The following is a 26,436-nucleotide window of genomic DNA, read 5'->3' on the forward strand; positions in this document are numbered from 1 at the left end:
GGTTTGTTCGCGCTCAGCGCCTATTACTGCGGGGAATAAACCAAAGGAAACCTAGGTTCTACCTTTATGAATGCTGTGCGAGATCAACTTGGTAAGAGCCAGAAATATTCTGAGGTTCTGAAAACTCCCTTCGAGGTAGCCTTATCCCAAATGAGTAACGAAGATTTACTGCCAGCGGTTATAGATCGCAATAAAGAAACACTGGCACAGCGCAAAGCCAGATTCGAAAAAGATGCACTGGTGTTTACCTCTCAACTTTATGGCGCAGCTCTTCGCTATACAAAAAACACACATGATGCGCAAGATTTAGTGCAAGACACATATGCAAAAGCTTTTACTAGTTTTCATCAGTTTGAACCGGGCACAAATTTAAAAGCTTGGTTGTATCGAATTTTAACAACTACTTTTATAAACAATTATCGAAAAGATCAACGTCGCCCGCAAATATCTGCAGGTGAAATAGAAGATTGGCAAATTGCAGATGCCTCATCCCATACAAGTGACCAAGGTAAATCTGCTGAGGATGAAGTTCTAGAAAATATTGCAGATAAAGACATTAAGGAAGCACTTGCTGCTATGCCAGATGAATTTCGAATGGCAGTTTATCTCTCAGATGTTGAAGGATTTTCCTACAAAGAGATTGCAGAAATTACTGAAGTTCCTACCGGTACAGTGATGTCAAGGCTGCACCGGGGCAGAAAACTACTAAGAAGCTCATTGGCCTCATATGCAAAAGAGCGTGGCTTTAAAGATAAAAAAGCCGGTGATGACAAATGAGTAATTTAAATAATTTTATTTCCTGCGAGCAGGTAATTCCAAACATAGTTCTTTATATAGATCATGAGATTTTTGATGATCAAGAGTTAAGCGCAGTTGAAATCCATTTCGGTAGTTGTCCAAATTGTCGTACTCAAATGGAACAGGAAAATGCCGCATTAGTAATGATGCGAAATCTTTTGTGCAATGCACTGACCGAAGAGGCGCCAGAGGAGTTATGTGGTCGCATAAATCAACAAACTGAGGATTTATATGATCAAATGATGCAAGGTGTAACTTCTCAAAGCGTTACTGAGATTACCTATACCCAAACAACTTATACGGAAATAACCTCAGAAGGTGCGACACAAATTGAAATAACTAGCGAAATTCGCAGGGAGTTCCCGCAAGAGTAATTACTTAATCACTAATGTTGTGATTATGAAACCTGAGCAAGTTATCGGCGCCGTAGGTATGTCGAGTATGGCCATTCGCCCAGGAGACACATCTGTTGCGCAAGGAGTTAATGATCTACCGGTTGTTGGCTCTAATCAAATACTTTCACTAATGGAAAGTGCCTGCAGCGCTGCAATTATTGAGTTTTTAGATTTCGGTGAAACCAGCGTCACATTTAATACACAACTAGATGTAATGGGAGCAGCAGGAGTGGGTACTGAAATTCACGCAACTGCAAGATGCTTGGGATTAGTTGAAAACATTTTAAAATTTGAGGTAGAAGTTCACCAAAGCGCGAGATTAATCGCAAGTGGCATTATTTCTCGAAAGTTTGTTGAAAGAGTTTCTTTTATGGCCAGAGTCGCAGCCGAGACGATGGTTGCTGAAAAAGAGAGTAATTCAAGGGATGAAAAAATCGCTAGCAGCTTAAGAATCTAAGCCACTAGCGATTTGATTAACTTATTATTTTTTAGTTGCCCAAAAAATATCTGCAATTTCGTCAATTTTGCCAATTAACTTCTCAGCAACTGCAACATCATTGCTACCTTTGCTGCCACCAGCACCAGCTAATTTAGTAGCTTCATTAAATAGTGTGTGAAGTTGTGGGTAAGCCTCAAAGTGATTTGGCTTGAAATAATCTGTCCACAGCACCCATAGGTGATGCTTAACTAGTTCAGAACGTTCCTCTTTGATTGCAACCGCACGTGATTTAAAGTCTGGATCACTGCTTGCAGCATATTTTTCCATACATGCTTTCACAGACTGCGCTTCAATTTTGGCTTGTGCTGGATCATAAACACCGCAAGGCAGATCACAGTGAGCAAAGACAGTTTGCTTTGGCTTGATTACTTCAATTAAAGATTTAAGCATTTCTCTCCTTGGTTTATTTAAAACTTTTTACTTAGTGGGAGAATACTCCCATGTTTGGATTGAGCCGGGTAGTAGTAGAAGGAAATTCAATGGCCCCTGCCTATAACCAGGGTGATTGGTTAATAGTCCGCAGATTAAGTGGCCAGGAACACAGATTAAAAATTGGAAAGCTCTACCTAATATCCGATCCAATTAGACCCGGAGTTAAGTTGTTAAAGCGATTGACTCAAACCCGAATTGAGCACGGAGTGATTAGGTTTTGGGTTGAAGGCGATAACCCAGAAAGTACTGATTCTAGAAGTTGGGGTTGGCTTGAATCTTCACAAATTTTAGGAAAAGTATTGCTGCGTTATAAAAAAGGTAATTAACGCGTAAAGGCTTCAGTCATTAAAGCCTTCTCTTCCTCTTCATGCAGGTGATGGTTTCCAGTAGCAGGGCTTGCAGTTGCTCTTCTAGAAACTCTTCGCAAACTTCGGCCGGCTAACTCATCATGAGCAACAAAAGCTTCAGCCACAGCTAGGGCAACGAATGGCCAAGGACCTTGGTTGGCCGGTTCATCTTGTACCCATAGCAAAGTTGCATTTGGATGTAGTTTTACTTGGGCAATCATTTCATCAACTGGCAGTGGATATAACTGTTCAATTCTGACAATTGCAGTTGAGAACTCATTTAATTTTTCCCGCTCGGCAATTAGATCGTAGTAAACCTTTCCAGATGTGAAAATTAAACGAGTTGCATTTTGTACTTTTGGATCTGCAATTAACGGTTTAAATGTGCCAGTTGTAAAATCAGTTAATTCACTTGCAGCAGCTTTTAAGCGCAGCATTGATTTTGGTTCAAAAACAATTAGCGGCCTTCGTGCTGGATTTTTCATATGCCATCTAAGTAGATGAAAATATGAAGCAGGAGTTGATGGCTGAGCTACTGTCATGTTTTGTTCAGCACATAAGGTTAAAAATCTTTCAATTCGACCAGATGAGTGATCAGGTCCTTGACCTTCATAGCCATGTGGCAACAAGAGCACCACAGAGGTTCGCTCACCCCATTTTTGAAGAGCGGACGAGATAAATTCATCAACAATAGTTTGAGCACCATTTGCGAAATCTCCAAATTGCGCTTCCCAAATAACTAAGGCGTTATCGCGCTCAACGGAGTAGCCATACTCAAATCCCATCACTGCATACTCAGATAGGAAGGAGTCATAGATATGGAATTGATTTGGATCTTTAACCAATGACCTAAGTGGGAAAAGATCTGCGCCAGTTTCCTTATCAACTACTACTGCGTGGCGATTACTAAATGTTCCACGTCTAACATCTTGACCACTCATTCTGATTGGATGACCTTCAAGAAGTAATGAACCGAATGCAAACATTTCACCTGCTGCCCAATCAACTGTGCCATCGGCAAGCATTTCAGTGCGCTTTAATAGTTGAGGCAGTAATTTTGGATGTACTGTGAAATCTTTTGGAAAATCACCTTGAGTAGCGGCAATCTTCTTTAAATCAGCTTCACTCACGGCAGTTTTCACTGCCTCTGGTGCTGGCACAACTGGAGCTTTCCAATTTGGATCACTTGCTGGCTCAGTATTGTGAACTGAACTAAATACACCCTCTAGTTGTTGCTGGTAATCACGCAACACCTCTTCAGCCTCTTCAACAGTTATGTCACCGCGGCCAATTAACGCTTCGGTGTAAAGCTTTCTGGTGGATCGCTTGGCATCCACTAATTTATACATCAATGGTTGAGTAAAGCTTGGCTCATCACCTTCATTGTGACCACGTCTGCGGTAGCAGATCAGATCAATGACAACATCTTTATTAAACTCTTGGCGATATTCAAAAGCCAACCTTGCAACTCGAACACATGCTTCAGGATCATCACCATTAACATGAAAGACCGGAGCCTGAATCATCTTGGCGATATCAGTTGAATAAGTTGATGATCTTGCAGCATGTGGTGAGGTTGTAAATCCAACCTGATTATTAACCACGATATGAATGGTGCCACCTGTGCGATAACCCTTTAATAGTGAAAGTGAGAGGGTTTCAGAGACCACGCCTTGACCTGCAAATGCAGCATCACCATGTAAAAGTATTGGTAGAACTGGGTAAGAAGTTTGTTCATCAACTGAAAAATCACCAGCAGCTGCTCTTAATTTATCTTGCTTTGCTCGAACAATTCCTTCTAGCACTGGATTTACCGCTTCAAGGTGAGATGGATTAGCAGCTAAGTAAATCTTGGTTGTAGCTCCACTTTCTGCAGTGAATACTCCTTTAGTTCCAAGGTGGTACTTAACATCACCTGAACCATGCACTTCATTTTCATGATAATTGCCTTCAAACTCTTGAAATATCTGGCCATAAGATTTACCTGCAATATTTGCTAAAACATTTAAACGACCACGGTGGGGCATACCAATGCAGACCTCATCTAATTTACTCTCAGCCGCAGATGAAATCATTGCATCTAGAAGTGGGATTACTGATTCACCACCTTCTAGTGAGAATCGCTTTTGGCCAACATATTTAGTTTGTAAAAATGATTCAAAAGCCTCTGCTGAATTTAACTTTCTTAAAATTCGAAGTTGTTCCTCGCGGGCAGTTCTAGGGGCGCCAACTTCAATCCGCTCTTGAATCCACTTTCGCTCTAATGGATTAGCGATATACATATATTCAACGCCAATGGTTCGACAGTATGAATCACGAAGAATTCCTAAGATTCTACGAAGCTTCATTGTTGGCTTGCCACCAAAACCATCAGTTGCAAACTCGCGATCAAGATCCCAGAGCGAGAGACCGTGAGTTACTACATCTAAATCTGGGTGTGATCTTTGAACGTAAGCTAATGGCTCAACATCTGCCATTAAATGACCAGTTGTTCGATATGCATCGATTAATTTTTGAACTTTAGCGGTTTTGCTTGCCTCATCAGCCTTTGCATCTTGCATATCAACAACCCAGCGAATTGGTACATAAGGAATTCGCAGTGCTTCAAAAATTTCATCATAGAAGTTTTCTTCACCAAGTAATATCTGATTAATTCGACGTAAAAAGTCGCCAGATTGTGCACCTTGAATAATTCGATGATCGTATGTACTAGTTAATGTAACAACTTTGCTGATTCCTAGATCTGCCAAAGTTTGTTCATTTGCGCCATGAAACTCTGCCGGGTAATCCAGCGCACCAACTCCAAGAATTGTGCCTTGTCCTTGCACTAAGCGCGGCACAGAATGAACTGTGCCAATTGTTCCTGGATTAGTTAGTGAAATTGTTGTGCCGGCAAAATCCTCAACTGTTAAGGAGCCACCACGTGCTTTTCTAACAGTTTCTTCATAGGCAGACCAGAATTGCGCAAAATCTAAATCTTCACAGCCTTTTATTGATGGTACAAGTAATTGGCGAGATCCATCCGGCTTGGCTAAATCAATTGCAATACCTAAATTAATATGTTCAGGGTGTCCAATTGCTGGTTTGCCCTCTAACTCTGTAAAAAATGCATTCATCTCAGGCATTGCTCGGATTGCCTTGATCATGGCATAACCAATTAGGTGGGTAAATGAAACTTTGCCGCCACGGCCTCGCTTTAAATGATTATTAATTACAGTGCGATTATCAATCATAAGTTTTGCCGCAACTGCGCGAACACTAGTTGCCGTTGGAACTGTTAATGAGCCTTCCATCGATTGCACAACTCTGGCTGCCACACCGCGTAGTGGCTCAACAGAGGATGCTCCTGGTGTAACCAAGGTTGGAATTGGTTTAACAATTGGATCGGCTGGCTTAAATGTTGTACTTGCAACTACAGCTGGCTCAACTTTTTCAACAACAACTGGGGCAACTACAACTGGCGGTGTAACAACTGCTGCAGCTGGTGCTGGTTTAGCTAATTGTGATTTTGGAATAGGAGGTGTGCCAGGTTTAGTTGCTGGCGTAGATGAAATTACTGCGCCATTTAATGATGAATTACCTTTGAAATCTGCAAAGAAATCCCACCAGGCTTTATCAACTGAAGATGGATCACTTTGGTAGCGTTCATACATTTCTTGCACTAACCACTCATTAGGTCCAAAAGAGCCACCAAAGTGATTAGCGGGCGTATTAGCTCCTACTTCACTCACCTATGCACTCCCTATATTTCACCAGATTGAGATTGCTCACCTTATGGACAATCTTAACTGCAAGCCAGCACTGACTAAACCCGCTGGCCCCTAATAAATTAAGTGAAAGTGGCCATCAGCACATGATTAAGGGTGGCGAGTAGGTGTAAATAACGGCAAGGTTGCACCCATGAGTAATCAAGGCAAATGGGCAATAGTTACAGGTGGCTCACGTGGGCTTGGCTTTGAAACTGCCAAAGGTTTAATTGCTGCCGGCATCTTTGTTTACATAATTGGCAAAGATGAAAATCGGGTGAAAGAAAGTGGCGCCAAACTAGGTTGCCAATACCGCGCAGTTGATGTCGCAGATAGTGAGAAATTTCGTAAAACTTTAATTGAGATAACAGAGGATGCAAGTAGTCGTGGCTTTGAAGTTTTAGATGTGTTAGTACTTGCGCACGGTGTGATGAGTGAGAAAATGTCAAAAACTTTAAAAACAACAGATGAAGAGTGGCGCAGAGTTTTGGCTATAAATCTTGACGCGGTGTTTACTGCGATTAATCAATTAGCACCTGCAATGGCTGATGCTCGTAAGGGAAGAGTTGTTGTTTACTCAGCCTGCTTAGGCAGAATGTCAGGCCCTGGAACTCATGGCGGGTTAGCACCATATCGAATCAGCAAAGCTGGAGTTAACGCCTTAGTTAAGAATCTTTCATATGAAACTTTATTGGGCGCTCGCGGATTTTTAGTAGATGCAATCTGTCCAAATCATTCACGCACAGATATGGGTGGACCAGATGCCCCACGAAGTGCGCAAGAAGGTGCTGAAACTGCTATCTGGTTAGCTACGCGAGATTTTGACCCAACAAAAGATAAAACTGGATTACTTTGGGAGGATCGCCAAGTAGTTGATTGGTGATTACTCTGAATAGCCAAGCGCGGCTGAAATCAAAGTAATTACTGCTAACAAAGCTAACGGAATTCCAATTAACAAAAAATTTCCAGAGATCATGTAGTAGGAAACACCTAGCGCGATTAAATTTGCTAAAACCGCAGGGGCTCGGCCGAATGAGCGCTTTTTCTCAAAACCCACTGCTGAAAACCAAAGTCCTACACTTGCCACAATTGCAAAAATAATCTCGGCTGACAAAGCAGCTGGGGCGCTAACATCGGAAACAAAGGGTGCGATCAAAAGATAAAGCACAATGGCAAAAATGATCAGCGATTCAAATTTGAGCAGAAGAATCGCCCGGATTCGAGATTTCTCCGTTGATAAGACTCTTCTCATATCCATCTTTAAATACTACCCTTTATAACGATCATGAAAAAGTATGAGAGCGTTATTGATTCTATTTTTCTCTCCAATAATGGTGAGATTGATCTATTAACTGGCGCAATTTCACCAGACCGTTTTGACCAAATTGTTAAACGTGATCTTGCAATTGCCCAACGTAATCCTGCAGATATCAGCATAATTTCTACTGCAATTAACCTGACGCACTTCTTTGCAGATAATCAAACCCTAGATTCAATCGAACAACAGAGCATAATTGAGAACGAATTAGTTAATTTACACTTTAAATTAAAGAGTACTTTTCGCCAGTCCGATTGTATTTGTCGGGTTTCAAAGTTAGGTTTTTGGATACTGTTAAATAGCGCTGACAAAAAGACTACAGAGCAACTAGTGGATCGGTTAGTTAAAGAATTACCTAAATTCATAACCATTGGTATGTGTTTATGGCAACAGAGTGAATCAATTCTTGATTGGTATAAAAGAGTTGATCAGATACATTTTAATAACAATCAGTGAGCTTGGATATCCACACAGTATTAATCTGTTCACAGGGGTGAATTCAGTCATCAACTATTGTCAATAATTGGCTAATGAATGAACTTAGCAATCAGTTAGATAGTTTTGGTCCGCTTAAAGATCTTGTGCTGGATGAGAGCGTTGAGGAAATTTGGATAAACACCCCCAGTAGAGTCTTTATTGCGCGTTCGGGGTGTAGTGAGCTTACAAATTTAGTCCTATCAAAAGAAGCAGTTCATGATCTAATTGAAAGATTATTAATTTGGGGTGGCCGCCGATTAGATGTTAGTAACCCATTTGTTGACGCACGCTTACCTGATGGCAGCAGACTACATGTAGCAATTCCTGAAGTTACAGCTACTCACTGGGCAGTAAACATTAGAAAACATATCAATCGTGGTAATTCACTTGAAGACTTAGTAAGAATTGGTTCAATCAATACTGAGATCCTAGAAACTTTAAATCAAGCAGTCACTAGTGGTTTAAATCTATTAGTTAGTGGCGGCACGCAAGCTGGTAAAACTACATTTCTAAGCGCTTTAATAAGTCAGATACCAGTTAGTGAAAGAGTAATTACAGTTGAAGAAGTATTTGAATTAAAGCCAAAGTTACCTGATTGGATTGCTTTGCAAACTCGAACAGCAAATTTAGAGGGTGATGGCGAGATATCACTTAGAAGGTTAATTAAAGAATCACTTCGAATGAGGCCAAACAGAATTATCGTCGGCGAGGTTAGAGAGGCAGAAGCACTTGATCTTTTAATTGCACTTAATTCAGGACTGCCTGGCATGGCTACTTTGCATGCAAATTCAGCTAAAGGAGCTATTTCCAAATTACAACTACTGCCATTACTCGCCGGTGAAAATATCGTTCAAAGTTTTATCACTCCCACAATTGCAGCAAGTATTGATTTGGTTATTCAGTGCTCGATAGATGCCAGCGGAAACAGGAGAGTTGTTGAAATCGCTGCCGTTACTGGCAGATGTGAGGGTGGAAATATCGAAATAGAAAATCTCTTTAAGTGGAATGGCAACAAGTATGAAAAAGGCTTAGCTAGTCTTTCCAGCTTATTAAGTAAAAGAAATCAATAACAGTACTGATGAGAGACTTACTTGTATGGATGTTTCTCTCATTCTTAACAGCAGTAATTTATTTTATTGTTAAGAAAAATAGAGAAAAGAAGGCAGCCCAAAATCGAGCAAATGCCTGGCCAGAAGCTTTGGATCTGGTCATTTCCTCATTGCAATCAGGGGCATCGATTACTGAGAGCCTGTCTAACTTGGCAAATGTTGGCCCAAATTCACTTCGATTAGATTTTGCAGATTTTTCAACAAATATGGCAAGCGGTGTTAAATTTGAAATGGCTCTTAATAAATTAAAGGTTAAATTTGCAGACCCAATATCTGATCAGTTGTGTGAGGCGCTTTACTTTGCCGCCAAGTTTGGCAGCAGAAATACGATCAAAGTGCTTCGTGAACTATCAGAGTATGTATCAGCAGATTTATCAGTTCGCGCTGAGATTAATACTAGATTTGGTTGGATTAAGAATTCGGCCAATTTGGCTGCCCTTGCCCCTTGGCTACTGTTTCTAATCCTTCGCACCCAAATAAATGCAAGAGTTGCATATCAGCAACCATTTGGACAATTTTTAATGGCTATCGGAGTCTTGGCGACTTTAATTGCATATTATTGGATGAATAGAATTGCGAACTTACCTAAAGCTAAACGAATATTTACTCTTGCATTGAGCGACAAATGAAAAGTATTAATCTTTACATATTTATCCTCATAGCCCCAGCCCTGTTGCTTTCAATGCGAATAATCTTGGTTGAGGCAGCAGCTTTAGTATCAGTTTCTAATTATGCTAAAGAGCTATTTTGGATAAAAAGCTTAATTGGGAAAGTAACTGGAAGTGAAATCAAACAAAGTGAGATTAATGAAGAGCTAGTCAGTATTTTGCAGATGATCTCAATCATGATTTCAGCTGGTGAAAGTCCCATGATGGCGCTTAAGCATGTTTCTACTAGATCAGAAGGTCATTTACCAAAGTTAATTAGTAAGAGTTTTGAGAAATACTCAAGTGGCATAAATCTAACTCAGACCTTAAATTTTATTGCTGTGGCTACGGGTTCAACCCAGGTTAGAAGACTCACCAATTCAATTCAAATCGCAATCCAACGTGGCACACCAATTTTGGATGTACTAAACAACCAAGTAGTGGCACTGAATAAGCAGATAAATCTTGAGCTATTGAAAAAATCGGGCAAGAGTGAAATTGCCTTGCTTATCCCAGTGGTCTTTTTAATCCTGCCCGTTTCAATAAGTTTTGCTATTTGGCCCTCGATCTATGGCTTAAACCAAGCGGGGTTTTAAGACGAAAGGTTAGACTGCAGCCATGTCTAAAGTGCTTTCATCTTTACCGGTTGGTCAAAAAGTTGGCATTGCATTTAGTGGCGGGTTAGACACTTCAGTTGCGGTGGCATGGATGAAAAGTAAAGGTGCAACTCCTTGTACCTACACAGCAGATTTAGGTCAATACGATGAAAAAAATATCGCGACTGTTCCTGATAGAGCCAAAGAGTATGGCGCTGAGATCGCACGTCTTGTTGATTGCAAAGCTGCGTTAGTAGAAGAAGGTTTAGCTGCACTTGCCTGCGGTGCTTTCCATATTACAACTGCAGGCCGAGCATATTTTAATACCACACCTCTTGGACGCGCTGTGACTGGAACCTTGCTTGTTAGAGCGATGCTTGCAGATAATGTTTTAATTTGGGGAGATGGTTCAACCTATAAAGGAAATGATATTGAGCGTTTTTATCGTTATGGATTATTAGCTAACCCGAAATTAAAAATATACAAGCCATGGCTTGATAAGGATTTTGTTGCTGAACTTGGCGGAAGAAAAGAGATGTCAAAGTGGTTAGTAGACCACAAGTTGCCATATCGAGATTCAACTGAGAAGGCATATAGCACTGATGCAAATATTTTAGGTGCCACACATGAAGCAAAATCACTAGAGAATTTAGAGTCACATATTGAAATAGTTGAACCAATTATGGGTGTTAAGTTTTGGGATCCATCTGTGAAAATTGAGAGTGAAGATGTAACTATCGAATTTAGCCAGGGCAGGCCTACAGCGGTAAATGGTAAAGAGATTAAGGATGCAGTTGCTTTAATCAAAGAGGTAAATGCCATTGGTGGCCGACATGGTCTTGGAATGAGTGATCAAATCGAAAACAGAATTATCGAAGCTAAAAGTCGAGGAATCTATGAAGCACCTGGCTTAGCTTTGTTGTTTATTGCTTATGAAAGATTGGTTAGTGCAATTCATAATGAGGACACAATTGCTACTTACCATGAGCAGGGACGCAAATTAGGTCGCTTACTTTATGAAGGACGTTGGTTTGATCCACAATCATTAATGTTGCGTCAATCATTAACCTCATGGGTTGCATCTGCAATCACTGGAAAGGTAACTATTAGATTGCGCAGAGGCGATGATTATTCAATCATTAATACCCAAGGTAAAAATCTTTCCTACTCACCTGAGAAGTTATCAATGGAGCGAACCGAGGACGCAGCCTTTGGCCCGTCAGATCGAATTGGTCAATTAACTATGAGAAATCTAGATATTGCCGACACCAGAGCCAAATTAGAGTTGTATGCATCACAAGGCCAATTGGGTAGCGCTGACTTTGAACTAATCAAGGAAATTGGTAACGATAAAAAGTAGTTGATTCATAAAGTAGTATCGGTCTTGATGTTTCCGGGGGTCGGTGTAATTCCGAACCGGCGGTCAAAGTCCGCGACCCAAATGAAATTCATTTGGTTGACTTGGTGAAACTCCAAGACCGACAGTTAAAGTCTGGATAAAGGAACATCTAGGAGATAATGCATGTCTATTTTGGAATGGCTGTTTGAAGCTCAAATCCAATTTGGTAGTAAATCAATTACTTACCGAGAGATCATTGGTGGACTTTTAGGTCTTACTAGTGCTGTCTTTGGATTAAAAAGAAAAGTATTTGCATGGCCAATTGGAATTACTGGTGACGCACTTTTATTCACCGTGTTTCTAGGCGCAGTATTTTCATTTGGTGCAGATGGTGATGAAAAGACTTTTTACGGCCAAGCTGGTCGAAATCTTCTTTTAATCTTTGTCAGCATTTATGGCTGGATTCGTTGGAATCAGCACCGTAAATCAGGTGCACCAGGAACTCCTGCGGTTGTTCCACGTTGGACAACAACCAAAGAGAAGATGGTTTTAGTACCGGCCATCATAATTTTCTACACACTTGCATATCAGTTGTTTAAATCGTTAGGTCAAACCGGAACCTGGTTAGCAGTTGATACCTGGATATTTACTGGAACAGCTTTGGCGACCTTTGGTATGAGCCGTGGCTATGTTGAATTCTGGTTGGTCTGGGTTGCAGTTGATCTAGTTGGAGTGCCATTTGCATTCAGCAACGGTTACTACCCAACTGGAACTTTGTATGCAATCTACTTACCATTTGTTATCTGGGGCTTTATTTCTTGGCTGAAGATCTCAAAGAAAGAAAAAGTAAGTTCCTAATTAAGAGTAATAAAAAAGGACCGAGATAATTCTCGGTCCTTTTTTAACGCTCCTGCAGCTCTTCGGGGGTTCCGTGAACACCCTTTAAGTCACCGCTTAATTTATATCCAATACCATCTCGTTGCATCGGTCTTTTTGCTTTACTCCAGTCAGGTGGCACAACTCCAAGCACTCCTTTTTGGAAATCATCAAAAGCTTTCAAAACTTCAGTTTTAGTGTTCATAACAAATGGACCCATCCAGGCCACAGGTTCTTTGATTGGTAGTCCACCAAGTATTAAAACATCCATAGTTGGTGAACGAGATTCTTGATTTAGATCAGCAGTGATAACTATTTGATCACCATCTCGATAGGTAACAAGTTGCCCAGTTTTAATTGCACTCTTTTCATCGCCAACAGTTCCAAATCCATTTAATACATAAGCTAAAGCGTTATAAGAAGGGTTCCAAGGAATTCTTAATTCAGCACCTGGTTGTAAAGTTGCATGCACTAAAGTAATTGGAGTTTGTGTTGAACCAGGACCTTTATGTCCTGCAACTTCACCAGCAATTACACGCATGAGCGCGCCACCATCACTTGAAGATAGCAATGCAACATCAGATGCTCTTAAATCTTGATAGGCAGGTGGTGACCATTTTTTAGCTGCAGGTAGATTTACCCAAAGCTGAAAGCCATGAAATAAACCACCACTCATAACTAAATGCTCTGGTGGAGTTTCAATATGCAAAATTCCTGCACCAGCGGTCATCCACTGGGTATCACCATTGGAAATCGTTCCACCACCACCATGATTGTCATAATGATCAAAGATGCCATCAATAATGTAAGTAACTGTTTCAAATCCTCGGTGCGGATGCCACGGAGTTCCTTTTGGTTCACCTGGTGCGTACTCAACCTCACCCATTTGATCTAGATGAATAAATGGATCTAAATCTGCTAAGTCAACACCTGCAAATGCTCTTCTAACTGGAAATCCTTCACCTTCATGTCCCTGAGGTGCAGTAGTAATACTTTTTACTCGTCTAGATGGAGCTGAAGGATCGCCAACTACTCTAGGAAGAAGGGTTATATCTTTAACAGTTACTGCTGGCAAAGTGTCTCCAATGATTTTTAATGGTGGTAAATACTACAACTAATTTATTACTGTAAATATTCCCTATAACGCCTTTAGCGCGCTAACTACTTTTGTTAGCGAATCCTTCGCATCTCCAAAAAGTAAGGTAGTTTTTGGTTCATATAACAATTCATTCTCAATACCAGCAAAGCCTGGACGCATAGACCTCTTCAGGAAAATCACATTTCCAGCTAAAGCCACATCTAATATTGGCATGCCATAGATAGGACAGCCTGGGGTGGTTTTAGCAGCAGGGTTAACCACATCATTTGCGCCAACAACTAAGACAACATCTGTTTGTGGAAATGTTGGATTGATCTCTTCCATCTCAACTAATTGTTCATACGGAACATTTGCCTCAGCAAGTAACACATTCATATGTCCTGGCATTCGACCAGCAACTGGATGTATGCCGTAGGCAACCTCAACACCTTTTGCAGCTAGTAAATCAGCTAACTCTCGAACTGTGTGTTGAGCCTGGGCAACAGCTAACCCAAAACCAGGAACGATGACAACACGTTGGGCGTAGTTGAGCAAGATTGCAACGTCATCAGCAGATCCTGATTTAACTGGACGAGCATCTGCTTCACCTGTAGCAGTACTTGCCTTTGCCGTGAATGCACCAAATAAAGTTCCAAATAAAGATCTACCCATGGCATCTGCCATTAAGCGGGTCAGAATAGTTCCAGAAGCGCCAACTAATGTTCCAGCCACGATTAACAAAGTAGTTTCTAGTACATAACCAGATGCTGCAACAGTTAATCCAGTAAATGCATTCAAAAGTGAAATAACAATTGGAACATCCGCGCCGCCAACTGGTAGTACAAACAAAATTCCAAATAACAATGAAAGTAGACCATTGATAAGAAGTGGAGTAGTGCCACCACTTGAAATTACCCAACCACCACTTGCTAACACTCCAATTAAGGTCAAAGCAATAATCTGTCGACCAAATGGGAAAATTACCGGCCTAGTTGTCATTAACTCTTGTAATTTAAGGAAGGTAATGATCGAACCTGAAAATGATACGCAGCCAACGATTACGGTGAAAACTGTTGCAACAACGACTGGAGTTGTAGCGTCACTTCCAAGCTTTAAGTACTCAACGATCGCAACTAATGCTGCAGCGCCACCACCAACACCATTAAATAGTGCAACAAGTTGTGGCATTTGTGTCATTTGAACCTTACGGGCAGATGGCACTCCAACTACTACACCAAAGGCAATAGCTGCCAGAATTAAAGTTTGATTGTTTAGTGCCTTTCCACCATTTGCATAAAAGAAAACTATGACGGTTGCAACTGTGGCGCCTAGTGCGCCAATCAAGTTACCCCTACGAGCAGATTTTGGAGAGGACAAACCTTTTAGGGCCAATATGAAACATATGCCTGCTGCTAAACCAATAAGATCATAAAGGTTACGACTCATTTGTCTTCACCCTTATCTTTCTTTGGTTTGTTTTTGCCTTTAAACATCTGCAACATTCGATCAGTTACTACAAAACCACCAACCATATTTATGGTTGCCAAAATAACAGCGGCAAGTGCCAGCGATATCTCAAGAGTAGTTTTTGCGTGATCTGCTACAACAATTGCGCCAACTAAAATCACGCCATGAATTGCATTTGCACCACTCATTAAAGGTGTGTGTAAAGTTGTTGAAACCTTTGAAACTACTTCAAAGCCAACAAATACTGAAAGAATAAAGATTGCAAGTAATGCGATCTCATTGCTCATTAGTTCAGATGCCATTACTTACCTTTCTCTCGTCTAGCTCCGTTATGGGTAAGGGTGGCTGAATCAATAATCTCATCGCTAAAGTCTGGCTCGATATCTCCCGTGGGTTTGCCATCAATAGTTTTTGTCATAAGTAAAAGTAGGTTCACAACATTTCTTGAGAAGAGCATGGATGCGTGAAATGCTAATTGGCTTGGAACATCTTTGCCACCCCAGATTTTAACTCCGCCACTTGTTGTAATAACTTCACCAGCAACAGAGCCTTCAACATTTCCGCCGGTTTCAGATGCTAAATCCACTACTACTGAGCCTGGTATCATTTGTGAAACCATCTGCGCAGTTACCAACCTTGGAGCTGTGCGTCCAGGAACTGCAGCGGTAGTAATTAGAACATCAGCTGATGCAATATACGGCGTGAGCAATTCACGTTGCTTATTTGCTCGCTCCTCCGTCATCTCCCTTGCGTAACCACCGGCGCCTTCAAGTGCTTCAAGTTCTAAGTTAATAAATTTTGCGCCCATGGATTTAACTTCATCAGCAGATGCTGGTCGAACATCATAGGCAGAGACCACAGCGCCTAATCTTTTTGCAGTTGCAATTGCTTGTAATCCCGCAACACCAGCGCCTAGTACTACAACTTTTGCTGGAGTTACTGTGCCAGCTGCAGTCATAAGTAGTGGGAAAAATTTAGGGGATAGCTCAGCTGCAACTAAGGATGCTTTATAACCGGCACAAAGTGCTTGAGAGGTAAGTGCGTCCATTGATTGCGCTCTAGAGATTCTTGGCACCATTTCAAGTGAAATGGCTGTAACGCCAGCACTGACTGCTGCATCAATTGAATCTTGCGAAGTTGATGGAGATAGGAATGAGATAGTTATTGAACCTTTTTTCAATGTTTTCATTTGATTAGCAGTAAGTGGCTGCACTGATAAGACCACATCACTTGCGGCTAATACATCACCGCTTTTCACTTCAGCTCCGGCATCGCTAAATTGCTTATCTGAATACTCAGCAGCAAGGCCGGCATTTGATTCAATAACTACTTCTAAGCCTGCTTTGGTTAATTTAGAAATAATATCTGGCACTAAGGCAACGCGTAGTTCCCCAGCTTTTGTTTCCTTAGGCACGCCAATTCGCATCTGCTTACTTTACCCAACCCTAACTTTACTTATTGCCCATTAAATCACCTTTAGTCAGGTGATATAGCAAGGCTTGAATTGTAGTTCTACGATGAAATGCCTGGCGCCAGACAACAGATTTTTCGCCATCGATTACTTCAGCTGAAACCTCTTCACCGCGGTGGGCAGGCAAGCAGTGCATAAATATGGAGTCCTTAGCAGTTAACTTCATCAATTCTTGCGTAACTGCAAATGGCGTCAAGGCAGATATTTTTTCTGCTCGATCAGATTCAGAATCTCCCATAGACATCCAAACATCGGTGTAGATAGCGCTCGCACCGGTGGCAGCAGCTTTAGCATCGGAGGTAACTTCAATTTGTGCGCCAGATCGTTTAGCAATTTCAAGTGCTTGATTAACAACACTGGCCTTTGGCGCCCACTTACCACCTGGTGTTGCAACAACAACATGTTCTCCCATGGTTGCGCCCATGATTAACCAAGCAGAGGCAACATTATTGCCATCGCCAATATAAGAAAACTTACGACCCTTTAAATCTTTACCAAATCTTTCATTAATAGTTAACCAATCAGCAAGTAATTGTGTCGGGTGATCATCATCAGTTAAGGCATTGATGACTGGAATCGATGCGTGTTTTCCTAATTCATCTACATCTGACTGAGCAAAAGTTCTAACAATAAGTGCGCTACAAAATCCAGAAATTATCTTTGCAGTATCAGAGATAGTTTCACCACGACCTATTTGTAGATCATCAGCTCGTAAGAAGATTGGTGAGCCGCCTAAATGAGCGACTGCAGTTTCAGATGCCAACCTTGTCCGGGTTGAAGACTTGGTCATATATATTGCAACCGTCTTTTTCGCCAAAGCTTTCTTTGCGCGTAGTGGTTTTTTGGCAAATTTACTCGCCGTATCCAAAAGCAATTCAATATCTGCTTTGGACAGATCAGAGGTGCGCAGGAGATCTTTAAGTGGCCGGCTCATTGGTAAATGGTAGGCGATAAATTTGGATTAAGATTTGGGTATGGGATTTCTCGATGATTTACGCATTAAATCAGGCAAGACTGACTTATTAGAGAAGGAAGATTTATCGCCAACTGATGAGGGCGACCATGAACGCTTCTCCCACTACGTTGATAAAAATAAGATCACAGAATCAGCTGTAACAGGTAAACCTGTGCGAGCTTTATGTGGCAAGAAGTGGATACCGAATCGTGATCCACAAAAATTCCCAGTATGTCCAACATGTAAAGAGATTCACGCCCGCCTAAAGTAAATTCTCAGTTAAAACCGATACTCTAAAATTCATGAGATCGCGTAAATTATTAATACTTGCAGTTGCTTTCTCATTTGCACTCTCAACATTAACGCCGGCCAATGCCGATAACCCACCGCGAAGAATTTTATCTGGCTGGTTACCAGATTATTCACTTGCTCGTAATCTGCCAACAGTTGAAGGTAATTTAGATTTGATCAAAGATATCTCACCATTTTGGTATGGCTTAACTGGTGAAACAAATATCAAAGATAAATATGCCTTAGGTAAATACACAACTTCCAAAGAGGCAGTAATTGCTAGATTAAAAGCCAATGGATTGCTATTACTTCCCACCATTACAGATGACACAAAAAAATTAGTCCTAGCTAACTTACTCGCTAATCCAACATCACGAACCAATATTGTTCAAACAATTAAGTCACTAGTACTTAGATATAACTATGATGGTATTGACTTAGATTTTGAAGTCTTTTACACCCAAGATGGCAGATCATCTTGGCCAACAACAAAACCAAATTGGATTGCTTTTATAAAAGAGTTATCTACTGCCTTGCATGAGCAAGGAAAATTATTATCGGTAACAACCCCACCAGATTTTGCTCCAGAAACTAAAAGAGCTGGTAATTGGGTTTTTTCTTGGGCAGAAATTGGACCGCACATAGATCGTCTTCGGATTATGGCTTATGACTTTTCAACGGTGAATCCTGGCCCAATTGGTCCACTTCCTTGGAGTGAAGATGCTGTTAAGTATGCGTCAACACAGATGCCAGCTTCAAAAGTATTTCTTGGAATACCAGGATATGGCAGAGATTGGATTACAAAGGTTGAAGGCTTTTGTCCAAAAGATTTTGCCACCTCAGTTGTAGTGGGCGCAAAAGCTGCAGTTGTAATGCGCGAAGCGGTGACACTTGCAACAACTAATAATGCAGCGATTACTTATAACCCAACTCACGCAGAATCAACTTTTACCTACAAGAAGTCATATGTGGACCCAACAAACTCTGCCAGCTTTTGTACTGCAACTAGGACAGTTTGGTTTCCAGATGAGAAAAGTTATGCAGCAAGAACCAATTTAGTTGGCAAATACCGATTAGGTGGAATTGCGGTTTGGACCTTTGGTATGGAAAACACTGCAGCAATTACTGCAGTTAGAGATATTGCAAAATCGATTGCACCAGATCAAGTTATTGGCACAATGTCAACAGATTTAGAGCAGATCGCCTACGGCTCCACCTTTAACTTAACTGGCACTTTCAAACTACCTGATAAAACTCCAATTCCATCCCTAAATGTTAGATTTGAAATCAAAAACAGTTCAGATAATAGTTGGAGAACTTTAGCTGCCGGGGTAACCGATGCTGCCGGGGTAATAGCAGTACCAGTTATTGTGGGGCAAAAAAGTGAGATCAGATTAGTTTCTGAAGGTAGTTGGGAAAGATCAGAGGGAAAGACTTTAGAAAAAACTATTTCAGTTATTCCAAAAGTTAGGTTAGATCTACCGGCTTCGCTAAAAGTTAACACAACTTATGCAGTCACTGGACAGGTGTCGCCAAAAAGCGCTGATATCAAGTTAACTGTTAAGCAAGGTGGTAAGTCGATCGGTGAATTCGCAACTGATGCCAATGGCTTATTTACCTTTAATACCAAAATCACAGAGCCTGGTCTTGCTACCTACCAGGTAGTTATTACAGCTGGTAGCAAAAATACCGCCGGTATGAGTGATGAGATAACTGTTTTAGTTAGATAATTAGGCCATGAGTTCTCAAACCCAAGTTGAAGAGACTTTAGATTTAAGTAAGTTTTTCGACAATCTTTGGGTGGCTATTGTTTGGGATGACCCGGTTAATTTGATGAATTATGTAACTTATGTATTTATAAAGCTTTTCGGCTTTTCAAAAGAGAAAGCACACAAATTGATGATGCAGGTTCACACTGAAGGAAAAGCGGTAGTGGCATCTGGTACACGTGAAGAAATGGAACGAGCTGTTCAGCAATTACATGAACATGGCTTATGGGCAACATTACAAAGAGATGATCATGGGCGAGTTTAAAGGATCTGCCGCCGCTAATGATTTATCAGTTGCATTAAGCAATGATGAGTTACACATTCTTATTAATTTAGTTGAGCAATTATTAGAACTACTAGGTGAGCGTAATTTCACCCACCACTATCAATCAGATGATCCTTTTGCTCAACTTATGGCAGCAACTTTTGGAAATATTGAATCACCAATTGATCAGCCAGAGGATCCAGTTTTAAAAAGGTTATTGCCCAATGGATACGCCGATCCAGAGAGCGCCGCTGAGTTTCGCAAATACACTGAAGGCTCACTTCGTATGGTTAAGCAAAAGCACCTGCTTTATCTGCGCGAACAACTAGTTTTTCCAGTAGATCATGAATTACCTAAGGCAGATATTGCAGTAACTGATCCAACTCAGTGGCTGATTGCGATTAATGATCTGCGCATAGCACTTGCAGTTAGGTTGGATATTGGTCAAGATGGATTTGAAAAGTATGAATTGATGAAGGATTCTGATCCACAAAAGCATCTACATGCGGTTTATTACTGGCTGGGTGGGATTCAAGAGAGCCTGATTAGCCACCTTTAGACGAAAAAAAGTGGGGCCAATTTCTTGGCCCCACTTTCTAATTCAGATCAAGTAATTAGTGATCGTCCTTCATTCCCTCTGCTACGGATTTCATCTTTGCAATCTTTAGGATTGTTAGACCAAATACGCACTTCGCCAAAACGTCAGCAATCGTGTAACCGATTTGACGATTAACAAATGCAGCTGGGTCCAATGCGTCTTGTCCCAAGATTGGAAGCAAGTAAGCGATTGGATAAACGCCCCAAGTTGCGATCAAAAGCAAGCGCAAGCGACCAACGGTTGCTGCAACTCCTGCTGGTTGACGATCTAGAGACTTTGAAAGCTCTACGAACAATACGTACAAGATGTATAGGAAAGGTATTGTTGAAAGAACACCCCAAAGAACTTTGGTGTTGTTGTCAGTTGAAATCTCACCTGGGTAACCAAGTGCGATCATCGCTGCTGATGCTGGAACTAAGCGGTTGATTAATGAAGAAGCCGCTGCCTTAGCAAGAGCAAGAACTGCTACTACCTCAACAAGTAGTAGAGGTACTGTCAGGATCCAGTCAACATATCGGTAACCTTCGTTGAATGCTCCGGCACCTGTTCCAACCTTTACAGCGCCATCAGCAAATGAATCTTCAAATGAATTGAAAATTCTCATGTAGTGGTATGCCGCAATGAATGTAACCATTGATGACATAACTAGAGCTGTGCGGTATTTAGGCAGTACACGTGATTGTGAAACTAGTGTGTAGATAGTGCAGGCAAGCATTGATACAAGTCCAAATGAAAGGATGTTGTATACAATCCCGAACTGATCTGCAGATAGTGAGATTGAGTTCATCTAAATAAGCCTCCATAGGCATTTAGGTTGCTCACACCCTTTTGGGTATAAGCGAGCAATTTTTCGTAACCCCATATGTAAGCTACGAACAACTGCCTAGGTAAAGAGTGGCTGTTACTAGCCAGTCCAGCAAGGAGATCCACCCTCATTTCACCCGAATTTTTAAGAAATTTTTATGCCAAAAATGGGCAAATCGGACATTTATGCGGGGTAAAGCAAGTGCAAAGGGATATCAAGGCTCGCCATTTACACTTACACAAATGGCCACCTCTGAAATACCAAAGAAGAGCGCCCCTATCGGAATCTTTGACTCAGGCGTCGGTGGGTTAACGGTAGCTAGGGCAATCATTGATCAACTGCCAGGTGAGTCAATTCTTTATTTAGGCGATACCGCCCGCGGTCCTTATGGAGTTCGACCATTAGCCCAAGTTAGAACCTACGCACTTGAGATTATGGATCAATTAGTTGCAGCTGGTGTGAAAGCAATTGTGATTGCTTGCAACACAGCAAGTGCTGCAATGTTGCGAGATGCCAGAGAGAGATATCAGATTCCAGTAATTGAAGTAATTCAGCCAGCTGTAAGGCGAGCAGTATCTGCAACAAGGAGTGGCAAGGTTGGTGTGATTGGCACAAATGCCACGATTGAATCAAAGGCGTACTTGGATGCATTCGCTGCCGCACCACAATTAAGTATTACCTCAAAGGCTTGTCCATTATTTGTTGAATTTGTTGAAAATGGCAAAACCACCGGGGATGAGATTACAAAAATTGCGCAAGATTACTTAGCCCAGATGAAAACTGCTCAGATTGATACCTTGGTTTTAGGTTGCACCCACTATCCATTACTAACTGGCGTCATCTCCTATGTAATGGGAAATGAAGTTACTTTAGTTTCAAGTGCGGAGGAGACAGCAAAGGATCTATATCGCACCCTAGTTGAGACAAATTTGTTAAATGATCAGGGCGGTCAGGTGAGTCATAGGTTTGTTGCAACTGGAGATCCAGATAAGTTTGCCACCTTGGCTAAGAGGTTTTTAGGCCCTGAGGTTGTAACTGTTACAAATAAGATCTAGTTTTAATTATTTTCAATTAAAGGGGAGTTGATTATGAGTAGAGCAGATGGACGAAGAGATGATGAGCTGCGCGCAATTAAATTCACCCGTAATTGGCTTAATAATGCTGAAGGATCAGTATTAGTTGAATTTGGAAACACAAGAGTTTTATGTGTTGCCTCATTTACACCAGGAGTTCCAAGATGGTTAGTTGGCAAGGGTGAGGGCTGGGTGACAAGTGAGTATGCAATGTTGCCAAGAGCTACCCACACTAGATCTGATCGAGAGAGTGTTAAGGGAAAATTAGGTGGTAGAACTCAAGAGATATCAAGATTAGTTGGCAGATCATTACGCGGAATTGTTGATATGAACGCTCTGGGTGAGAACACCATTGTGATTGATTGTGATGTTTTGCAAGCAGATGGCGGTACTAGAACAGCTGCAATTACTGGTGCTTATGTCGCACTCACCGATGCAATCACTTGGGCGCAAGGCAAAGGTCATATTGCACAAACTTCTAAGCCACTAAGCCAATCTGTGGCAGCGGTTTCAGTTGGAATTGTTAATGGCAAGCCAACTTTAGATCTTTGTTATGAAGAGGATGTGAGCGCTGGAACAGATATGAATATTGTCTGCACTGGTGATGGTAATTTTATTGAGGTACAAGGAACGGCAGAGGGTGCACCCTTTGATCGCTCGCTGTTAAATCAATTGCTAGATCTTGGCGCAGCAGGTTGCGCCCAACTAACTAAATTACAAATAGCTGCTTTAGCTAAGTAACTTTTTAAGCGATGCGCCAGCTCGTACTAGCGACAAAAAATAAGGGCAAGATTGTTGAGTTTGAACGCCTACTTAACCAACATGCACAATCAATAAAGGTTTTAGGGTTAATAGATTTTCCAGATATGCCTGAGGTGCAAGAGAGCGGTAAAACCTTAAGTGAGAATGCTAAGTTAAAAGCAAAATCCATCTCGATCTTTACCAAACTTCCTTGCCTAGCTGATGACAGTGGATTATTTATTGATGCATTGGAAGGAGATCCTGGAATTTATTCAGCCAGGTGGGCCGGATATGAAGGTGAAGATAGTCGTGAGCGAGATCGGAGGAATATTGAAAAAGTTTTAGCACAATTAAAAGATGTGCCAGCGCAAAAACGGGGAGCACAATTTAAGGCGGTAGTTGCTTTCTATAAACCAAATACAGATGCTCTAGCAATCGAAAAAGAGGAGTTAGGTGTGATGGCTGGTGAGATAGTTTTGGCACCACTTGGTGATGGTGGATTTGGTTATGACCCAATATTTAAACCAACTGGATTTGATCAAACGTTGGCACAACTTGCGCCAGGGGTGAAGGATGAGGTTAGTCATCGCGGTATTGCTTTTCGGGCAATGACCCCCTTTTTGCTTTCAAACCTTTAATTGTTGGCAATTCATCTCAATAATTGGCAATCTGAGTGTTGTATCCTTATCGCATCCTTCCCTAAGGAAATAACATCAAACCTCACTCTGCTAGTAAGCAAGATTTAGCTAGTGCCGAAATTTAAGGAGTTTTAAGTGGCCGCAAAGAAGAAAGCTGCAAAGAAATCTGCAGCAAAGAAAAGTTCTGCTAAGCGCAGCGTAAAAAAGAGTGCCAAGCGCACAACTGCAAAGCGAAGTACAAAGAAGAGTGCTAAGAAATCATCTCGTGCAAAGGTTCGCTACTCAATTCCAGCGGTACCTGTAAGCGGATCATCTCGATCTTCAGTATCAACAATTTCAACAACTCCAAAGCCAACATCTGGTTCTTCATACTCTTCAAAAAATACTAAGAGTAAGGACACTGGTTCTTCAAAAGGAATCATGATCGCTGTTGTCTTAGGAATTCTTATTTTGGCAGTAGCTGTTATTTCAAAGAATTCATCCTCTGAATCAACAACTGTTACACCAACTCCAGCGGCTTCAGAGAGTGCTGCGCCAACTGAGCAACCGAGTGCGGAGCCAAGTGGTGCACCACTTGCTGCACATGGGGCACCAGTAGGAATCGTTTCACTTTATAACGCAACCGGTGCAACAGTTAACTGGAAAGCACCAGCAGCTTCTGAAGGAATTACTGGCTACAACATCGAACTTCGCGATAATGGCGCAGGCGAGTGGAAGTTAGTTGCAACAGTTCCAGCAACTCAATTTAAGCAACAAATTACCAAGAATGATTCAACAGGTTGGGTACAAGTAAAAGTCTCAACTGTTTACTCAGATGGTGTTGTTTCAGAAGGAAAAGTTCATGGATTGCCAGGTAGCTGGTCTTAATTCATAACAAAATTCTAACGGCCCTTAATTTTTTTAAGGGCCGTTTTTATTTAAGCTGAAGTTTTAACTAATACACTCACAACTAAATCAACATAAACATCTGAACCTGACGGACTTAAATGAACTCCATCTGGAGCAAATAATTCAGGGCGACCTTTTGAGATGCGATCCCAATCAACAACCTTTACATTTGAATACCTTGATGCAACTCTAGAAATAATCTCATTGTTTGAATCTTTCCACGCCCTAGGAACTGCTGTATTTACAACAATTACCTGCGGCTGATTTTTCACAATCTCAAATATTTCAACGACCGTTGCTTCAGATAATGCGTTGTTATTACCTAAGTTAAAGACCACTGGTGAAGATGGAACAGAGCTTTGATCTACTCGCATCACAGCTAATAACTCTGGTGCTTGTCGGCCAACTCGAGCATTAATAAGTGAAATATGCTCCTTTGCTTCCAACTTACTTCTAATTCCTAAAATCACACTGTCGCCAGTTACCCATAAACCAGTAGTACTACCTAAATCATCTTGGGCTTGTTGTTCTTGTGTACTTTGCTGCAAAATTTGATTAGCAACTTCATCTGATTTATTGATTGCTTGCACTGAGATAGATGAGGTAATGGCGAGCACAATAATTATTGAAGAGATCACTGAAATCTTTTGGCGCAATTGCACCTTGGCTGATCGGTACTTCATACCCCTAAACCAGTCCTGAACTAATCCTTGTCTAAAGGGAATCTCAACCCAACGAAGTGAGATATCAGCTAAGGCTAAAACTAATAAAACTCGTGCCAGATATAACGCCCATGTCTGTCCAGATAAATCAACGGAAGGCCTAGTAACTTGAAATATCACCCAGTGCCATATGTAAATACCGTAACTGCGCTGGCCTATCCAACGGAAAGGAGCGGTACTAATTAGTGGCGCAAATCTTGAAGCGGGATGGACTAGAGAAATAATGACTAAACAACCAAAAATGCCAGCCAATGGGAATGCGATTCGATACAAACTTGCATTGGATTCTTCAATAAATAAGAATGTTGATATCAATCCGAGTAGGCCAACAACACCGATTCCATCAATTACATCTTGTGCACGCTTTTCGATATCAGCACTTAAGTTTTGCGGTATCCATGAGACAGCCAGTGCTGAGCCTAAGAAAAGTCCTAGTGAGTGAGTGTCTGTTCCAAAGTAAATATGACTAATTTGCTGAGCATTTGCTTGGTCTAACTGAAGTGAAACAAAAAACAATGTTGTTCCAGAAACCATAGCGATTATCAAGGCAATCCTGGCGATATTCTTCTTTCCAAAGTACTTTAGAACTGTTAATAAAATGATTGGCCAAATTAAATAAAATTGCAGCTCAACTGCCAATGACCATGTGTGTTGTAATAGTGGCGGGCGGCCTACGGTTTCAAAGTAATCTTGATGGCGAGCAACTAGCAGCCAATTTATACTGCCAGTTAATGCATAAGGAAGATCAGATAGAAATCTCTTAATCGCCTCTGGCGCCCATACGCCAATAAAAATAATGGTGCAGATAACCATAAATAGAAAACCTGGATAGATTCGTCTAAGCCTTGCTGCATAAAAAGCTCGAAGATCAAGGGCGCTAGATTGATTTATTGAATCTAAAATCAAACGTGTGATTACATAGCCAGAGATAACAAAGAAAAGATCTACACCTAAGAATCCACCAGGTATCCAGGAAATTCCTAAGTGATACAAAACAACTGCAGTAACGGCAATAGCACGCAAGCCATCAATGGAGGAAATATGTTTGACGCCGATTTTACCTGTGGAATTCTTTGAACTCATTTTAAATTCTCCA

Annotated in this window: 29 protein-coding genes and 1 riboswitch; of the genes, 19 read left to right on the forward strand and 10 right to left on the reverse strand. The window is 41.2% G+C overall.

The window, feature by feature from the left end; all coding sequences use genetic code 11:
* The first annotated feature begins 150 nt into the window (after positions 1-150).
* From B1s21122_RS01155 to B1s21122_RS01165, 3 genes are read left to right on the forward strand one after another with little or no spacing between them, the layout of a single operon-like run.
* Positions 151-777, forward strand: a complete 627-nt coding sequence (locus tag B1s21122_RS01155; RefSeq protein ID WP_190278573.1) for a sigma-70 family RNA polymerase sigma factor — start codon at positions 151-153, stop codon at positions 775-777.
* Entirely contained in the window at positions 774-1,172 is a 399-nt protein-coding gene (locus tag B1s21122_RS01160) for an anti-sigma factor family protein (protein WP_095681037.1), read from the forward strand. The genes B1s21122_RS01155 and B1s21122_RS01160 overlap by 4 nt, the downstream gene beginning before the upstream one ends.
* A 25-nt stretch (positions 1,173-1,197) precedes the next feature.
* Positions 1,198-1,650, forward strand: coding sequence for a thioesterase family protein (locus B1s21122_RS01165; RefSeq protein WP_095681036.1), 453 nt, complete (start codon positions 1,198-1,200; stop codon positions 1,648-1,650).
* Positions 1,651-1,674: 24 nt separating this feature from the next.
* Here the strand turns inward: B1s21122_RS01165 and sodN are convergent, their stop codons facing one another.
* On the reverse strand, positions 1,675-2,082 hold the full coding sequence (gene sodN / locus B1s21122_RS01170) for a superoxide dismutase, Ni (RefSeq protein WP_095681035.1): 408 nt from the start codon (positions 2,080-2,082) through the stop codon (positions 1,675-1,677).
* A gap of 50 nt (positions 2,083-2,132) precedes the next feature.
* Here sodN and B1s21122_RS01175 point away from each other — a divergent pair, with 50 nt between their 5' ends.
* The gene (locus B1s21122_RS01175) at positions 2,133-2,450 is read left to right on the forward strand and encodes a S26 family signal peptidase (protein ID WP_095681034.1); all 318 of its coding nucleotides are present in this window, start codon (positions 2,133-2,135) and stop codon (positions 2,448-2,450) included.
* On the opposite strand, the gene B1s21122_RS01180 is transcribed toward B1s21122_RS01175, so the two are convergent.
* Positions 2,447-6,202, reverse strand: a complete 3,756-nt coding sequence (locus B1s21122_RS01180; RefSeq protein ID WP_095681033.1) for a multifunctional oxoglutarate decarboxylase/oxoglutarate dehydrogenase thiamine pyrophosphate-binding subunit/dihydrolipoyllysine-residue succinyltransferase subunit — start codon at positions 6,200-6,202, stop codon at positions 2,447-2,449. The genes B1s21122_RS01175 and B1s21122_RS01180 overlap by 4 nt on opposite strands.
* A 169-nt stretch (positions 6,203-6,371) precedes the next feature.
* Here B1s21122_RS01180 and B1s21122_RS01185 point away from each other — a divergent pair, with 169 nt between their 5' ends.
* Positions 6,372-7,100, forward strand: coding sequence for an SDR family NAD(P)-dependent oxidoreductase (locus B1s21122_RS01185; protein WP_095681032.1), 729 nt, complete (start codon positions 6,372-6,374; stop codon positions 7,098-7,100).
* Here B1s21122_RS01185 and B1s21122_RS01190 read toward each other — a convergent pair whose 3' ends face one another.
* Complete coding sequence (locus B1s21122_RS01190; protein WP_223299071.1) at positions 7,101-7,469, reverse strand: hypothetical protein; 369 nt, start codon at positions 7,467-7,469, stop codon at positions 7,101-7,103.
* Positions 7,470-7,502: 33 nt separating this feature from the next.
* Between B1s21122_RS01190 and B1s21122_RS01195 the strand changes: the two genes are divergently transcribed.
* From B1s21122_RS01195 to pnuC, 6 genes are all read left to right on the forward strand, one after another.
* Complete coding sequence (locus B1s21122_RS01195; RefSeq protein ID WP_095681030.1) at positions 7,503-7,991, forward strand: nucleotidyl cyclase domain-containing protein; 489 nt, start codon at positions 7,503-7,505, stop codon at positions 7,989-7,991.
* A gap of 74 nt (positions 7,992-8,065) precedes the next feature.
* Positions 8,066-9,082, forward strand: coding sequence for a TadA family conjugal transfer-associated ATPase (locus tag B1s21122_RS01200; protein ID WP_095681029.1), 1,017 nt, complete (start codon positions 8,066-8,068; stop codon positions 9,080-9,082).
* A gap of 8 nt (positions 9,083-9,090) precedes the next feature.
* Positions 9,091-9,750: a type II secretion system F family protein gene (locus B1s21122_RS01205; RefSeq protein ID WP_095681028.1), complete on the forward strand. Its 660-nt coding sequence runs from the start codon at positions 9,091-9,093 to the stop codon at positions 9,748-9,750.
* Complete coding sequence (locus tag B1s21122_RS01210) at positions 9,747-10,364, forward strand: type II secretion system F family protein (protein WP_095681027.1); 618 nt, start codon at positions 9,747-9,749, stop codon at positions 10,362-10,364. The genes B1s21122_RS01205 and B1s21122_RS01210 overlap by 4 nt, the downstream gene beginning before the upstream one ends.
* A 22-nt stretch (positions 10,365-10,386) precedes the next feature.
* A complete protein-coding gene (gene argG / locus B1s21122_RS01215) occupies positions 10,387-11,724 on the forward strand; it encodes an argininosuccinate synthase (RefSeq protein ID WP_095681026.1) in 1,338 nt (445 codons plus the stop codon).
* A 24-nt stretch (positions 11,725-11,748) separates the two neighbouring features.
* Positions 11,749-11,875: riboswitch (FMN riboswitch) on the forward strand.
* A gap of 11 nt (positions 11,876-11,886) precedes the next feature.
* Entirely contained in the window at positions 11,887-12,561 is a 675-nt protein-coding gene (gene pnuC, locus B1s21122_RS01220; RefSeq protein WP_095681025.1) for a nicotinamide riboside transporter PnuC, read from the forward strand.
* 43 nt (positions 12,562-12,604) lie between these two features.
* Here the strand turns inward: pnuC and B1s21122_RS01225 are convergent, their stop codons facing one another.
* The 5 genes from B1s21122_RS01225 to argF form a co-directional block, all read right to left on the reverse strand.
* The gene (locus B1s21122_RS01225; protein ID WP_095681024.1) at positions 12,605-13,654 is read right to left on the reverse strand and encodes a pirin family protein; all 1,050 of its coding nucleotides are present in this window, start codon (positions 13,652-13,654) and stop codon (positions 12,605-12,607) included.
* A gap of 63 nt (positions 13,655-13,717) precedes the next feature.
* Positions 13,718-15,103, reverse strand: coding sequence for an NAD(P)(+) transhydrogenase (Re/Si-specific) subunit beta (locus tag B1s21122_RS01230; RefSeq protein ID WP_095681023.1), 1,386 nt, complete (start codon positions 15,101-15,103; stop codon positions 13,718-13,720).
* The gene (locus B1s21122_RS01235) at positions 15,100-15,426 is read right to left on the reverse strand and encodes an NAD(P) transhydrogenase subunit alpha part 2 (RefSeq protein ID WP_095681022.1); all 327 of its coding nucleotides are present in this window, start codon (positions 15,424-15,426) and stop codon (positions 15,100-15,102) included. The genes B1s21122_RS01230 and B1s21122_RS01235 overlap by 4 nt, the downstream gene beginning before the upstream one ends.
* Positions 15,426-16,550, reverse strand: coding sequence for a Re/Si-specific NAD(P)(+) transhydrogenase subunit alpha (locus B1s21122_RS01240; RefSeq protein ID WP_095681021.1), 1,125 nt, complete (start codon positions 16,548-16,550; stop codon positions 15,426-15,428). The genes B1s21122_RS01235 and B1s21122_RS01240 overlap by 1 nt, the downstream gene beginning before the upstream one ends.
* Before the next feature lie 25 nt (positions 16,551-16,575).
* Positions 16,576-17,529: an ornithine carbamoyltransferase gene (gene argF, locus B1s21122_RS01245; RefSeq protein WP_095681020.1), complete on the reverse strand. Its 954-nt coding sequence runs from the start codon at positions 17,527-17,529 to the stop codon at positions 16,576-16,578.
* 40 nt (positions 17,530-17,569) lie between these two features.
* Between argF and B1s21122_RS01250 the strand changes: the two genes are divergently transcribed.
* Genes B1s21122_RS01250 through B1s21122_RS01265 form a run of 4 tightly spaced genes read left to right on the forward strand, consistent with a single transcriptional unit; the run spans position 17,570 to position 20,434 of the window.
* Positions 17,570-17,821 (forward strand): DUF3039 domain-containing protein, encoded by a 252-nt coding sequence (locus B1s21122_RS01250; protein WP_095681019.1) that lies wholly within the window; start codon positions 17,570-17,572, stop codon positions 17,819-17,821.
* A gap of 31 nt (positions 17,822-17,852) precedes the next feature.
* Positions 17,853-19,571 carry a glycosyl hydrolase family 18 protein gene (locus B1s21122_RS01255; RefSeq protein WP_095681018.1) on the forward strand — a complete coding sequence of 573 codons (1,719 nt, stop codon included), beginning with the start codon at positions 17,853-17,855 and terminating at the stop codon, positions 19,569-19,571.
* Between the two features lie 7 nt (positions 19,572-19,578).
* Positions 19,579-19,875, forward strand: a complete 297-nt coding sequence (gene clpS, locus B1s21122_RS01260; protein ID WP_095681017.1) for an ATP-dependent Clp protease adapter ClpS — start codon at positions 19,579-19,581, stop codon at positions 19,873-19,875.
* On the forward strand, positions 19,862-20,434 hold the full coding sequence (locus B1s21122_RS01265; RefSeq protein WP_095681016.1) for a DUF2017 domain-containing protein: 573 nt from the start codon (positions 19,862-19,864) through the stop codon (positions 20,432-20,434). The genes clpS and B1s21122_RS01265 overlap by 14 nt, the downstream gene beginning before the upstream one ends.
* 55 nt (positions 20,435-20,489) lie before the next feature.
* Here the strand turns inward: B1s21122_RS01265 and B1s21122_RS01270 are convergent, their stop codons facing one another.
* A complete protein-coding gene (locus B1s21122_RS01270) occupies positions 20,490-21,260 on the reverse strand; it encodes a bacteriorhodopsin-like (RefSeq protein ID WP_095681015.1) in 771 nt (256 codons plus the stop codon).
* 260 nt (positions 21,261-21,520) lie between these two features.
* Here B1s21122_RS01270 and murI point away from each other — a divergent pair, with 260 nt between their 5' ends.
* The 4 genes from murI to B1s21122_RS01290 all read left to right on the forward strand — a co-directional run bounded on the left by murI (position 21,521) and on the right by B1s21122_RS01290 (position 24,597).
* The gene (murI, locus tag B1s21122_RS01275; protein ID WP_095681255.1) at positions 21,521-22,333 is read left to right on the forward strand and encodes a glutamate racemase; all 813 of its coding nucleotides are present in this window, start codon (positions 21,521-21,523) and stop codon (positions 22,331-22,333) included.
* A gap of 33 nt (positions 22,334-22,366) precedes the next feature.
* On the forward strand, positions 22,367-23,092 hold the full coding sequence (rph, locus tag B1s21122_RS01280; protein WP_095681014.1) for a ribonuclease PH: 726 nt from the start codon (positions 22,367-22,369) through the stop codon (positions 23,090-23,092).
* Between the two features lie 11 nt (positions 23,093-23,103).
* A complete protein-coding gene (gene rdgB, locus B1s21122_RS01285; RefSeq protein WP_095681013.1) occupies positions 23,104-23,730 on the forward strand; it encodes an RdgB/HAM1 family non-canonical purine NTP pyrophosphatase in 627 nt (208 codons plus the stop codon).
* A 135-nt stretch (positions 23,731-23,865) separates the two neighbouring features.
* Positions 23,866-24,597 (forward strand): fibronectin type III domain-containing protein, encoded by a 732-nt coding sequence (locus B1s21122_RS01290; RefSeq protein ID WP_095681012.1) that lies wholly within the window; start codon positions 23,866-23,868, stop codon positions 24,595-24,597.
* Positions 24,598-24,647: 50 nt separating this feature from the next.
* On the opposite strand, the gene B1s21122_RS01295 is transcribed toward B1s21122_RS01290, so the two are convergent.
* A complete protein-coding gene (locus B1s21122_RS01295) occupies positions 24,648-26,423 on the reverse strand; it encodes an acyltransferase family protein (protein WP_095681011.1) in 1,776 nt (591 codons plus the stop codon).
* Between the last annotated feature and the right edge of the window lie 13 nt (positions 26,424-26,436).

This window comes from Candidatus Nanopelagicus limnes, assembly GCF_002287885.2.
Taxonomy (GTDB): domain Bacteria; phylum Actinomycetota; class Actinomycetes; order Nanopelagicales; family Nanopelagicaceae; genus Nanopelagicus; species Nanopelagicus limnae.

Bases quoted from the DNA above. Each gene is read 5' to 3' on its own strand.
- argG (WP_095681026.1), top strand. From the start codon at position 10,387: ATGTCTAAAGTGCTTTCATCTTTACCGGTTGGTCAAAAAGTTGGCATT.
- rph (WP_095681014.1), top strand. From the start codon at position 22,367: ATGAGTAGAGCAGATGGACGAAGAGATGATGAGCTGCGCGCAATTAAA.
- sodN (WP_095681035.1), bottom strand. From the start codon at position 2,082: ATGCTTAAATCTTTAATTGAAGTAATCAAGCCAAAGCAAACTGTCTTT.
- B1s21122_RS01295 (WP_095681011.1), bottom strand. From the start codon at position 26,423: ATGAGTTCAAAGAATTCCACAGGTAAAATCGGCGTCAAACATATTTCC.
- rdgB (WP_095681013.1), top strand. From the start codon at position 23,104: ATGCGCCAGCTCGTACTAGCGACAAAAAATAAGGGCAAGATTGTTGAG.
- B1s21122_RS01160 (WP_095681037.1), top strand. From the start codon at position 774: ATGAGTAATTTAAATAATTTTATTTCCTGCGAGCAGGTAATTCCAAAC.
- B1s21122_RS01230 (WP_095681023.1), bottom strand. From the start codon at position 15,103: ATGAGTCGTAACCTTTATGATCTTATTGGTTTAGCAGCAGGCATATGT.
- B1s21122_RS01185 (WP_095681032.1), top strand. From the start codon at position 6,372: ATGAGTAATCAAGGCAAATGGGCAATAGTTACAGGTGGCTCACGTGGG.
- B1s21122_RS01205 (WP_095681028.1), top strand. From the start codon at position 9,091: ATGAGAGACTTACTTGTATGGATGTTTCTCTCATTCTTAACAGCAGTA.
- B1s21122_RS01270 (WP_095681015.1), bottom strand. From the start codon at position 21,260: ATGAACTCAATCTCACTATCTGCAGATCAGTTCGGGATTGTATACAAC.
- clpS (WP_095681017.1), top strand. From the start codon at position 19,579: ATGAGTTCTCAAACCCAAGTTGAAGAGACTTTAGATTTAAGTAAGTTT.
- B1s21122_RS01235 (WP_095681022.1), bottom strand. From the start codon at position 15,426: ATGGCATCTGAACTAATGAGCAATGAGATCGCATTACTTGCAATCTTT.
- pnuC (WP_095681025.1), top strand. From the start codon at position 11,887: ATGTCTATTTTGGAATGGCTGTTTGAAGCTCAAATCCAATTTGGTAGT.
- B1s21122_RS01210 (WP_095681027.1), top strand. From the start codon at position 9,747: ATGAAAAGTATTAATCTTTACATATTTATCCTCATAGCCCCAGCCCTG.
- B1s21122_RS01255 (WP_095681018.1), top strand. From the start codon at position 17,853: ATGAGATCGCGTAAATTATTAATACTTGCAGTTGCTTTCTCATTTGCA.
- B1s21122_RS01250 (WP_095681019.1), top strand. From the start codon at position 17,570: ATGGGATTTCTCGATGATTTACGCATTAAATCAGGCAAGACTGACTTA.
- murI (WP_095681255.1), top strand. From the start codon at position 21,521: ATGGCCACCTCTGAAATACCAAAGAAGAGCGCCCCTATCGGAATCTTT.
- B1s21122_RS01190 (WP_223299071.1), bottom strand. From the start codon at position 7,469: ATGAGAAGAGTCTTATCAACGGAGAAATCTCGAATCCGGGCGATTCTT.
- B1s21122_RS01155 (WP_190278573.1), top strand. From the start codon at position 151: ATGAGTAACGAAGATTTACTGCCAGCGGTTATAGATCGCAATAAAGAA.
- B1s21122_RS01195 (WP_095681030.1), top strand. From the start codon at position 7,503: ATGAAAAAGTATGAGAGCGTTATTGATTCTATTTTTCTCTCCAATAAT.
- B1s21122_RS01265 (WP_095681016.1), top strand. From the start codon at position 19,862: ATGGGCGAGTTTAAAGGATCTGCCGCCGCTAATGATTTATCAGTTGCA.
- argF (WP_095681020.1), bottom strand. From the start codon at position 17,529: ATGAGCCGGCCACTTAAAGATCTCCTGCGCACCTCTGATCTGTCCAAA.
- B1s21122_RS01165 (WP_095681036.1), top strand. From the start codon at position 1,198: ATGAAACCTGAGCAAGTTATCGGCGCCGTAGGTATGTCGAGTATGGCC.
- B1s21122_RS01200 (WP_095681029.1), top strand. From the start codon at position 8,066: ATGAATGAACTTAGCAATCAGTTAGATAGTTTTGGTCCGCTTAAAGAT.
- B1s21122_RS01175 (WP_095681034.1), top strand. From the start codon at position 2,133: ATGTTTGGATTGAGCCGGGTAGTAGTAGAAGGAAATTCAATGGCCCCT.
- B1s21122_RS01240 (WP_095681021.1), bottom strand. From the start codon at position 16,550: ATGCGAATTGGCGTGCCTAAGGAAACAAAAGCTGGGGAACTACGCGTT.